Below are 9,499 nucleotides of genomic sequence, written 5' to 3' on the forward strand. Positions count from 1 at the left end.
CGCCGCCGAGGTGTCGCGGTGAGCTTCGTGGCCGGGCGGGCCGTCGTCCGCCATCATCTAGGCAATCGCCTCGCCGTCGATCCAGGTCGACACGACCCTCGTCGCGCCGATCGAGCCGAGGTCGTCGAAGGGGTCGCGGTCGAGCACGACCAGGTCGGCGACCTTCCCCGGCGCGATCAGGCCGGCATCGTCTCGGCCGTTGAGCCACGCCGAGCCGCTGGTGTAGGCGGCGAACGCCGTCTCGGCCGACAGCGCCTGCTCGGGGAGGAACGGGTCGGTGCCGGCGCGGCCGGTCTCGCCGTACGCGGTCCGGTTGACGGCCACGTGGATCGCCTGGAGCGGATCGGGGCTGCTCACCGGCCAGTCGCTGCCGGCCGCCAGCCGCGCGCCATGACGGCGCAGGTCCCCGAAGGGGTACTGCCGGCGACTCCGCTCCTCGCCGAGGACCGGCAGCGTGAGGTCGACCATCTGGTCGTCGTAGCAGGCCCACAGCGCCTGGAGGTTCGCCGTCACGCCCAGTGCCGCGAAGCGCGGCAGGTCGTCCGGATGCACCAGCTGGAGATGGGCGATGTGATGGCGGCGGGCTGGGTCGGTGCCCTCGAACGCGTCGAGCGCCTCGCGCACTCCGCGATCGCCCAGCCCGTGCACGTGCACCTGGAATCCGAGCCGGTCGAGCTCGGCGACCGCCCGCCGCAAGGTGCCCGGCTCGACGAAGGACAGGCCGCGGTTGCGGGTCGGGTGCCCGCAGTGGTCCAGGTACGGCTCGACCAGGGCGGCGGTGCCGTTCTCGGCCACACCGTCCTGCATGACCTTCACGCTGGTCGCCGCGAACCTGCCGCGTGACAGCTCGGTACGGCGCGCGACCAGCTCGGGGAGCTGATCGAGTCCTCGTTCGCGGTCCCACCACAGCGCGCCGACCACCGAGGCGGTGAGGTCGCCGGCGTCGGCGGCCCGAGCGTAGGTGGGGCCGTTGTCGTCCATGCCGGCGTAGTCGCCGACGATCGCGTCCTGCCAGGAGGTGACCCCGAGCGAGTGCAGGTAGCGCTGGGCGGCCAGCAGACCGGCGTACAGCTCTGCCGCGCTGGTCGCGGGGACGTGCCTGGCCACCAGCGCCATCGCGCCCTCGTGCAACGTGCCGGTGGGGTGGCCGTCCCGGTCCCGCTCGACGCGCCCGTCGGCGGGGTCGGGGGTCGAGCGGTCGATGCCGGCGAGCGCCAGCGCCCGGGAGTTGACCCAGGCGCCGTGGTGGTCGCGGTTCGGCAGGAACACCGGTCGGTCCGGCACCGCGGCGTCGAGGGCGGCAGCGGTCGGCGTACCTCCCGGGAAGGCCGACATGGCCCAGCCGCCGCCCAGGATCCAGGCGTCGTCGGGATGCCTCGCCGCGTGGTCGGCGATCGCGGCGAGATAGCGCCGCTCGTCGGGCGGGAGGTCGCTGAGGTCGCAGCGGATCCGCTCCAGCCCGCCCTGGACGGCGTGGACATGCGCGTCCACGAACCCGGGACAGAGCAGCCCGCCGGCGATGTCGACGACACGCGCCCCTGGCGGTGCCTCGCCGCCGACGGCACGGATGAGACCGCCCTCGACGACGACATCGCCGACCTGGCCCCGATAGCGCCGGCCGTCGAACACGCGGGCGTGGCGGAACACGGTCACCGCGCTGGCATCGGGCATGACGCCCATTGTCCACGCCGTGCCGGGTTGGCCGCCGGGGAGTATCGGAGCGTGGCCCTCGACGGCCTGCCCCGTAACCGGTCAGCCCCTCGCCGCGCGCAGCTCGGCCTCCGCCCAGGCCCAGTCGACCCGCTCCTGCTCGAGCCGCACCCGCCGACCGGAGCGCTACTCACGATGGGGCTTTCCGCGATGGGTTCGCATCGACGGCTTGCCGGGCCCACGTCCAAGAATCAGGGGGTGAGAGTCGCCCGAGGCGTTCGAGCAGGCTCGGCGGCGGGACGTCTCGATCCTGCTGTCTGTCGGGTATGCCGCCTGCCACTGGTGCCACGAGGTCGCCGCGTAGACGGTCGTTGACGGGTTCGACGAAACCGCAGGTCAGAGTGGGTGCGGCGGTTCATCTCGGTTCACGCCGTATCGCCGCTGGACACCGTTTCCGGGGCTTCGTGTATCACTCTCGTGTATCACTTTGGCGTCCGCACTGGCGGCCAGTGGTAGGCCGATGTCGGAGTAACTGTCGGTGTCCTCATCCAATGCTCGGACAGAGAAAACCGCTTGGGCAAACGGATTGCCCTCGGTCAACCTGTTCTGCAATGTATGAGCAACACGAGGATCACCATGACCACCGAAGTACCCGCTGAGGCTGACGCGCGTCGGCTCGTCACAGTCGAGACCATCGCAGGCATCGACGCGATCCCGGACGCGGACGCTATCGAAGCGGCGCACGTCCGAGGCTGGACCGTGGTCGTGAAGAAGGGGCAGTTCACCGTCGGTGACCGAGTCGTCTACATCGAGGTTGATGCAGCCCTTCCGATCAGTGATGAGCGGTTCGCCTTCCTCGCGGCTCGCGGCACCAAGAACCTCGACGGTACGCCGGTCCACGTACTCAAGACGGCGCGGCTGCGCGGTGTCTACAGCCAGGGGATCGTGTTCCCGTTCAGCGACTTCCCGGAGCTTGCTGAGGCGGCCGACGGTGAGTCGCTCGACGCAAGGATCGCTGTGACGAAGTGGGAGCCTCCGGCACCTCCGGGCATGGCGGCGATTGGCCCGTTCCCTGCGTTTCTGCAGAAGACAGACGCTGAGCGGGTGCAGAACCTCGATGACAACACCTGGGCAGTGATTCAGGCCGATGCCGCGGCTTGACTGGATTCGCGACCTGAGCGCGCCGGTCTACGACTTCACGCTCCCGGCAACGGTCCGGGAGGCAATCGAGCAGGTCGAGACGCTGAAGTCGCTGCTTGCTCCAGGTCGAGACGCGGAAGGTGTGGTGTGGACCCACGTCGACGGCGTGAGCCTTGCAGCACTCGGCGATCGCCCTGTCTGGAAGTCGATCTCCGCGCGCTACCTCACGAAACACGGCGGATAGCCTGTGAACATGTCTCGACGTCTCAATCTCCCGCCCTGCCCACCGTGGCGGGGCGGGATCACGGATTGGAGACACGATGGCTCACTCACCGCATCGGCAGCACAAGGGCTGCCAGCTCTGTAAGCCGCACAAGAACCGTCGCAACGGGCGGGCTGTTCGCGATCCTTGGCCGGTCTTGCGCAAGCTCGGCAAGCGCCGCCGCATCGGACGGAACGACCTTGGGGACTGACTCCCCTCGCTAGCGTAGGGAGCGCTCTGGCCCATTCTCGTGCATCTCTCGGCAGCGGTCAGCGGACGTCACATCTTGCGAGGGTCGGGGAATCCGAGGCTGGTGTAGCCGGGTGCTCGTTTGGTGAGTGCTGCTGCGAGGACCGGTACCCCAATGTCGTGGTAGTCGTGAACCTCGGCGGTCTGTTTGCCGGGATGGACTCGGAGGACTCGGCCGGCGTACTGGACGAGGCGGCCCTTGAACGAGACCGGGCCGGCCAGGAAGAGCGTGTCGAGCGCGGGGCAGTCGAAGCCTTCGCCGACGAAGTGCCCGGTGGCGACGACGAGCAGCGGTGGACCGTCTTCGGTCGGCTTCAGTCTCTCGTTGGCGGCGGCGCGTTGCTTGGCTCCCATACCGCCCTTGAGGACGACCGGGTCGAACCCGCGAGCGGTGAGCGTCGCAGCGAGGTGGTCGACGTGCCCGGTGCGTTGGGTCAGGACGAGGCAATGCCGTCCTCGGCTCAGAGCGTCGACCACGTCGGTGAGAATCTGCTTGTTGCGCGGCTCGTCTTCTGCGAGTGCTGAGTGGACGGCGGCGATGGCGCCCGGGATGGCGAAGTCGACAGGTTCCTCCAACTGGAACGACGTCGGGTGGACGATCAGCACTGGGCGTGGCCGGTCCGTGCTGGCACCTTCGAGGGTGTCGGGGTCCGCGTGGGTGAAGGTGTGGCGCACGGGGCCGAGTTGGAAGCCGATCAGGTCGTCGAGTCCGTCGCGTCGGTAAGGCGTGGCGGTGAGCCCGACCCAGTAGCGCGCGGGGATCGCGCGGACCGCCGTCTCGAAAGCCGCTGCCGGAACGTGATGGCACTCATCGACGATGACTTGGCCGTAGGTGCCCAGCTTCTCGGCAAGATCGCTCCGGCGGGCGAGAGTCTGCAAGGTGGCGATGTCGACGACCCCACTGAGCTTGGTTCGCCCGCCCCCGAGCTGTCCCGGCTTGATGCCGAGCAGGTCGACAATTTGGCGGCGCCACTGGTCGGCAAGGGTCTTCCGGTCCACCAGCACGAGTGTCGGCACCGGGCGCTGACCGATCACCGCGCACGCCATCACGGTCTTGCCCGAGCCCGGCGGCGCGACCAGCAAGCCGAGGTCGTGCGGAAGCACGGCGTCGACCGCTTCCTGCTGTTGCGGCCTGAGCTCGAACGCAGGCGAGAGGTTCAGCGCATCGCCCGTGATCCGCCGGTCATCGACTTCGATCTTGCTGCCTGCCTCCTCGATGAGCCTGGTCGCGGTGTCGTGTAGTCCTCGCGGGAGGACGAGGTGATCGTCGAGGGTCTCGTCGTAGGAGGTGATGATGCGCGGGACGTTCCAGGTCGACTGGCGGCGCCGCTGACGGTCGTAGAACTCCGGGTTGTACGTCGAGGCCGCGTGCTTCAAGGTCGCATACAGCGAGAGCGTCAGTTCGGAGCCCGGGATCGCCACGGACCCGTCGAGACGTAGATGCACGATCGGCGCCGGGTTGGGCTGCGTCCTGGTCGACCGGGCAGGCTGAGCATGGCTGACCCGAGCGCCGACTGTGGGCTCCCGCAGCGCGGACGCGAGTCTTGTGACCTGCTTCGGCGTCATCCGCTCCAAGGTCGCGAGGTAGTCCCACTGATCGTCGAACGGCTCCAGCGTGGCGAGATCGAGGAAGACGGTGGTGCCGAGTTTGCGTGACTTGCCGTGCAGCGGCGCCGCGATCAGGTTGCCGGGGCCTTGGCCGGGAAGGACATCTTGGGAGGGGAAGAGTCGGTCGTAGGCGCTCAGGTTCATCCGGCCGCGGATCGCAATCGCTTCGCGGACCAACGCTGTGCCGAGTTGACGGGCGGTGGCAGCAGACACAGGGTCGGTGAAGAAGATCCACACATGCGCACCGACACCGGAGCGCGAGACCTCCAAAGCGGCTGGCGCCCCTACGGCTCGTGCGGCCTTGAGATAGGCGAGGGCGTCGAGGATCGCGGCCTGCCCGTCGAAGTCGGCGGCGAGCCAACACGTTTGGTCGCCACTGAGCATCGGATAGAGGCCGATATGAACGTCTCCGGTCAGGTGGGCCGCGAGCACCTCGGGCGTCAGCGGCAGGTGGCGCACTTCGGACGCCGCCCGGCCCTTACGCCAGCCGCCCTCGACGGCAGGCATCCACCCGGATTTGCCGGTGCGTGCGTTCTCCCAGCGAACGGCGTAGGTATCACGACGTGCGCCGAACAGCGCCGCGTAGAACTCGACCTTCGCCTGCGACGACGACCGGGCATCAACCGAGCCCGGCGCTTTGTCGAACCATGCTGCCTGGGTGCCGAGCGTGGGCGCGGCCTCGGCGTCAGTCAGCTTGAGGAGCCTGCGCAAGCGGGCGTTCTCTCGTCGCAAGTCCTCGATCTCGCCGTGGAGATCGGTCATGGTTGCGTCCCCATGCCTGTCACGGCCCGAGGGCACCGATCGGGATGACGTGTACGCCGTCAGGGCGAAGACCGCCGGCTCCCGTACTGGTGATGAAACCGAGGCACGACGGCTCGCCTTGCCGAGTGGTATCCACCTTCTCCTTGAAGCGGAGCAGTGACGCTGCCGCTTCATCGACAGCGTTGGGGTTGAGTTTGATCTCGAAGGCTCCCCACTTGTTGGGTCCGATGGTGACGACGGCATCGACCTCGTGGCCGTTCTCGTCGCGCCAGGAGTCCACGCGGGCGTCGAGCCGTTGGGCATAGATCCGAAGGTCGCGGATCACGAGGGCTTCGTAGTGAAGACCGAGTGCTTCGAGATCGTCCGTCAGCTCACTGGTGCCGATGTCGAGCGCTGCGGGACCGACGGACGGGTCAACGAAGTAGCGGACGGGTGCCGTGCGCAACCGGGCACGTGACCTCATGTGGGGACGCCAAGCCGGTGAGTTGTCGAGAAGGTGGACGCGGTCGAGTGCCGTGAGGTAGGCAGATAGCGTCTCCTTGGCGATTGGGCCGTCTTCCCCTCCGACGTCCCTGGCGAGCTCGGAAGCTTTGGTGGCCTGTCCTACTGAGCGCCCCAGGGATTCGAGGGTTCGCCGGAGGTTCGTGGGGTCTCGGCGTGAACCGAGCTTCTGGATGTCGACTTCGACGAGGTTGGTGAGGTAGTCGCGTAGCCAGCGTCGGGCGCTGGCTACGTCGGCGTCGATGAGTTCGGGCCATCCTCCAATCACGATGCGGTTGAGCAGTTCCTCGAACGCGAGGTGTGTGCCGAGGCCGGTCTGTCGTTCGCCCTCCAAGAGACTGCGCAGCGACATCTCGCCGGTCGAGTGGCCTGTCTCGAACAGGCTCATCGGGCGCATCTTCATGACAGAGAAGCGGCCAGCGCCTGAGTGTCGGGAAGCGTCGTCGGTGGGTGTGGCTGACCCAGTCAGGATGAAGAGACCTTTGCCATTGCGGTCGTCCACCTGGCGTCGGACCCTGTTCCAAATGGTTGGCTCGACCTGCCACTCGTCGAACAGGATCGGCGTCGGGCCGTCGAAAAGTCGCTCCGGGGACAAAGTCAGCCACTGGCGGGCGGTCTGGTCGTCGTCGAGGCGGATGACGGTCTTGGCCTGCCGGGTCGCCGTCGCGGTCTTGCCACAGGCCTTCGGCCCCTCGATCAGCACGGCACCGATGTACCCGAGGCGTTCGACGAGCTCCTGGTCGGCGATGCGTGGCAGGTAGTTCACCATAATGTCAGTCTACCGTTTGCGTAACATGTAGTCGACCTTTTACGGATTTGCGAATCGACCTTTTGCGTAACCTGTGTTCGCCTTATCGCGGTCGTCTGCCCGGTCACCCCGCGCGTCGTCGTCGCTTGGGCGCCGGGAGGAGGTCGGTGAGCCCGACCTCCCCGGCTGGCGCGACGAGTGCTTCGAGTGCAGCCTCGGCCAACGCGATCCGCTTCTCTTCCCAGGCCAGCAGCTGGTCGAGCCGCCAGCGGTCAGGGTGTGTCATGACAGACGGCGGGATCAGCGCGCGGTCCTTGAGGTGCTGGTAACAACGACAGCCATGCGTCAGACGACTTCCTTGTCGCGCTCGGCCCGTACCCAAGCGACGAACTCCTGCTGCTCCTCGTCGCTGGCGAAGAAGCCCGGGATCGCGTACTCGTCGCCACCAGTGTAGGGCTTGACGCCCTTGACTGGTTCGGCGTGGTCCTGCTTGTCGCTGATCCACTCGGCGGGCAGGTCAGACTGCGGTCGGCAACCTCGGACGCGTCGATGTCTCCGAACTCGGCCGAGCTCTCGGGCTCCCGAGGGGTCAGTGGGCCGGTGGACGCGCCGCTCGCGACATCCTCGGCCTTGCGCACCGGGGCCGGGCGTTCGGCTCGCTGGATGCTCTCATCGTCAAGCAGGGCAGTCCGCAAGTGCAGGCTGGCGCCGCCTTGGCGCTGTCGGGTGTCATTCAGGCGTGGGCGACTCTCGCGGACAAGCCCACAGGAGACGTTGCTCGCGCAGTGCTGAGCGGCGAGTAGTCCCGACGCGCTGACGCGTACCCACTGGGGCTTCTGGCAGATTGCTGATGACGAGGTTGCGCACCGACGACAGCAGCGCTTCATTCCCAGCCTGTCGGTGTCGGCTGGGACACTGATGGGCATGGCCGTGGAGTTCGCTGCAACCGTCGAGGCGATCGTTGCCGAGATGCTGGAAGCACTACCGCAGACGCGGTATCCCAGCTCCGAAGCAACTTGGGAGGCAGGCGTCGCATTCGCGCGATGCTGGGCCGAGCTGAGCAACGGGGAGTATGACCTCGCCCTCAAGCCGCGGGGTCAGGAGTGCACTGTTACGGTCACCATCGAGCCGTTGGACGAGAAGGTCGATCTGGCCGCGCTCCTGGAGCGGATCGCCGAGTAGCCCATGCGCGGACCTCCGTCCGCACCACCCCGGTGTCGGAGAAGATGTCGGAGTAAATGTCGGAGAAGAGCCAACCTTGGAACGTGTCGAGTCACTTGACGCATCCAGATGATGTGTTAGGTTTTTTCGAGATTCCTAACACGTTGTTGGGATGAGTCGAAAGAGCTAACACGTGTCCTGGAACCCCGAGGTCCCCTTCAACGACCTGCCTGCGCTGCCACCGCCGGGCCTCGACCTCGAACCCAAGGCGGTCCTCAAGGCCACTATCGAGGCCCGAACCGCCCTTGCGACCCTGGCTCAGGCTGGCCAGTTGTTGCCGAACCCCAACATCCTGATTCACGCGGTCCCGCTGCTTGAGGCGCAAGCAAGCTCCGAGATCGAGAACATCGTGACCACTGCCGACGAGTTGTTCAAGCACGCCGACTCCGGCGGGGGAGACCATGCGACCAAGGAAGCGCTGCGATATCGCAGCGCCCTGTTCACGGGAGTGGAGTCGATCAAGAGTCGACCGCTCACAGCTGGCACCGCTGCTCGCATTTGCTCAGCACTACACGGCCGCGAGATGGACATTCGAGCGGTGTCCGGGACGAGGATCGCCAACCCTGCTACCCAGCGGATCGTCTACGCGCCGCCAGAGGGTGCCGACATCATTCGCGAGAAGCTCTCAGACTGGGAGCGCTTCGTCCACGCGGCGGACGACCTCGATCCGCTGGTGCGCATGGCCCTGGCCCACTACCAGTTCGAGGCGATCCACCCTTTCCATGACGGCAACGGACGAACCGGTCGCGTCATCAACATCCTCATGCTGATCGAGGCCGGCCTGCTGAACGACCCGATCCTCTATCTCTCCCGGGCGATCATCGCTCGGAAGAACGACTACTACCGACTTCTGCGAGCTGTGACAGCCGATGGAGCCTGGATCGACTGGATCCTGTACATGCTCGACGTCGTTCGGGAGTCCGCAACATCGACGACGCGCAAGATCGGAGCCATCCGAACGTGCCAGGAGGACATCGCCGAGCAGGCACGAGCTGCCACGCCGGGCGGTCGTGACGCGCAGTTCTTGGCCGTACTCTTCGAACAGCCCTACTGCCGCATCAACACAGTTGCAGAACGCTGCGACGTCTCCCGACAGACCGCGTCGGCATGGCTGCACGCCTTGGTGGAAGCAGGACTCTTGAGCGACGCCAAGGTGGGCAGGGAACTCCTCTTCGTCAACGACGAGTTCCTGAGCGTCCTGACGCGCCCCGAGTGAGGTGCCCAGGCCAGCGCGAGCAATGATCAGAACCTGTGGATGGCGCTCGGCGAGGTGATGTGAAGCGGACGTACCTCCCGAGCAAGATCGAAGCCCATGCTCAAGTTCGGATCGGGGTCGGCGTTGGCGCGCCGGCTCGGGA

General features: G+C 66.9%; 8 protein-coding genes and 1 pseudogene. 5 read left to right on the plus strand and 4 right to left on the minus strand.

Annotated elements, in window-relative coordinates; translation table 11 throughout:
* Positions 1–57: 57 nt before the first annotated feature.
* Positions 58–1,671, minus strand: coding sequence for an amidohydrolase (locus QM595_RS00420; RefSeq protein ID WP_415169539.1), 1,614 nt, complete (start codon positions 1,669–1,671; stop codon positions 58–60).
* Between the two features lie 259 nt (positions 1,672–1,930).
* On the opposite strand from QM595_RS00420, the pseudogene QM595_RS00425 reads away from it, so the two are divergent.
* From QM595_RS00425 to QM595_RS00435, 3 genes and pseudogenes are all read left to right on the plus strand, one after another.
* Positions 1,931–2,014: pseudogene (locus QM595_RS00425) on the plus strand (DUF255 domain-containing protein); the annotation flags it as partial.
* Positions 2,015–2,286: 272 nt separating this feature from the next.
* Positions 2,287–2,811 carry a hypothetical protein gene (locus QM595_RS00430; RefSeq protein ID WP_415169540.1) on the plus strand — a complete coding sequence of 175 codons (525 nt, stop codon included), beginning with the start codon at positions 2,287–2,289 and terminating at the stop codon, positions 2,809–2,811.
* On the plus strand, positions 2,798–3,034 hold the full coding sequence (locus QM595_RS00435; RefSeq protein WP_415169541.1) for a hypothetical protein: 237 nt from the start codon (positions 2,798–2,800) through the stop codon (positions 3,032–3,034). The genes QM595_RS00430 and QM595_RS00435 overlap by 14 nt, the downstream gene beginning before the upstream one ends.
* 297 nt (positions 3,035–3,331) lie before the next feature.
* Here the strand turns inward: QM595_RS00435 and QM595_RS00440 are convergent, their stop codons facing one another.
* From QM595_RS00440 to QM595_RS00450, 3 genes are all read right to left on the minus strand, one after another.
* The gene (locus QM595_RS00440) at positions 3,332–5,671 is read right to left on the minus strand and encodes a TOTE conflict system archaeo-eukaryotic primase domain-containing protein (protein ID WP_415169546.1); all 2,340 of its coding nucleotides are present in this window, start codon (positions 5,669–5,671) and stop codon (positions 3,332–3,334) included.
* 19 nt (positions 5,672–5,690) lie between these two features.
* On the minus strand, positions 5,691–6,941 hold the full coding sequence (locus QM595_RS00445; RefSeq protein WP_415169542.1) for an ATP-binding protein: 1,251 nt from the start codon (positions 6,939–6,941) through the stop codon (positions 5,691–5,693).
* Between the two features lie 103 nt (positions 6,942–7,044).
* On the minus strand, positions 7,045–7,206 hold the full coding sequence (locus tag QM595_RS00450) for a hypothetical protein (RefSeq protein ID WP_415169543.1): 162 nt from the start codon (positions 7,204–7,206) through the stop codon (positions 7,045–7,047).
* Between the two features lie 638 nt (positions 7,207–7,844).
* Here QM595_RS00450 and QM595_RS00455 point away from each other — a divergent pair.
* Both QM595_RS00455 and QM595_RS00460 read left to right on the plus strand, forming a co-directional pair.
* Positions 7,845–8,102 (plus strand): hypothetical protein, encoded by a 258-nt coding sequence (locus tag QM595_RS00455; RefSeq protein WP_415169544.1) that lies wholly within the window; start codon positions 7,845–7,847, stop codon positions 8,100–8,102.
* 172 nt (positions 8,103–8,274) lie between these two features.
* Positions 8,275–9,357, plus strand: a complete 1,083-nt coding sequence (locus QM595_RS00460) for a Fic family protein (RefSeq protein WP_415169545.1) — start codon at positions 8,275–8,277, stop codon at positions 9,355–9,357.
* The last annotated feature ends 142 nt before the right edge of the window (positions 9,358–9,499 follow it).

It is taken from the genome of Nocardioides sp. (assembly GCF_047607185.1).
In the GTDB taxonomy this organism is placed as follows: domain Bacteria; phylum Actinomycetota; class Actinomycetes; order Propionibacteriales; family Nocardioidaceae; genus Nocardioides.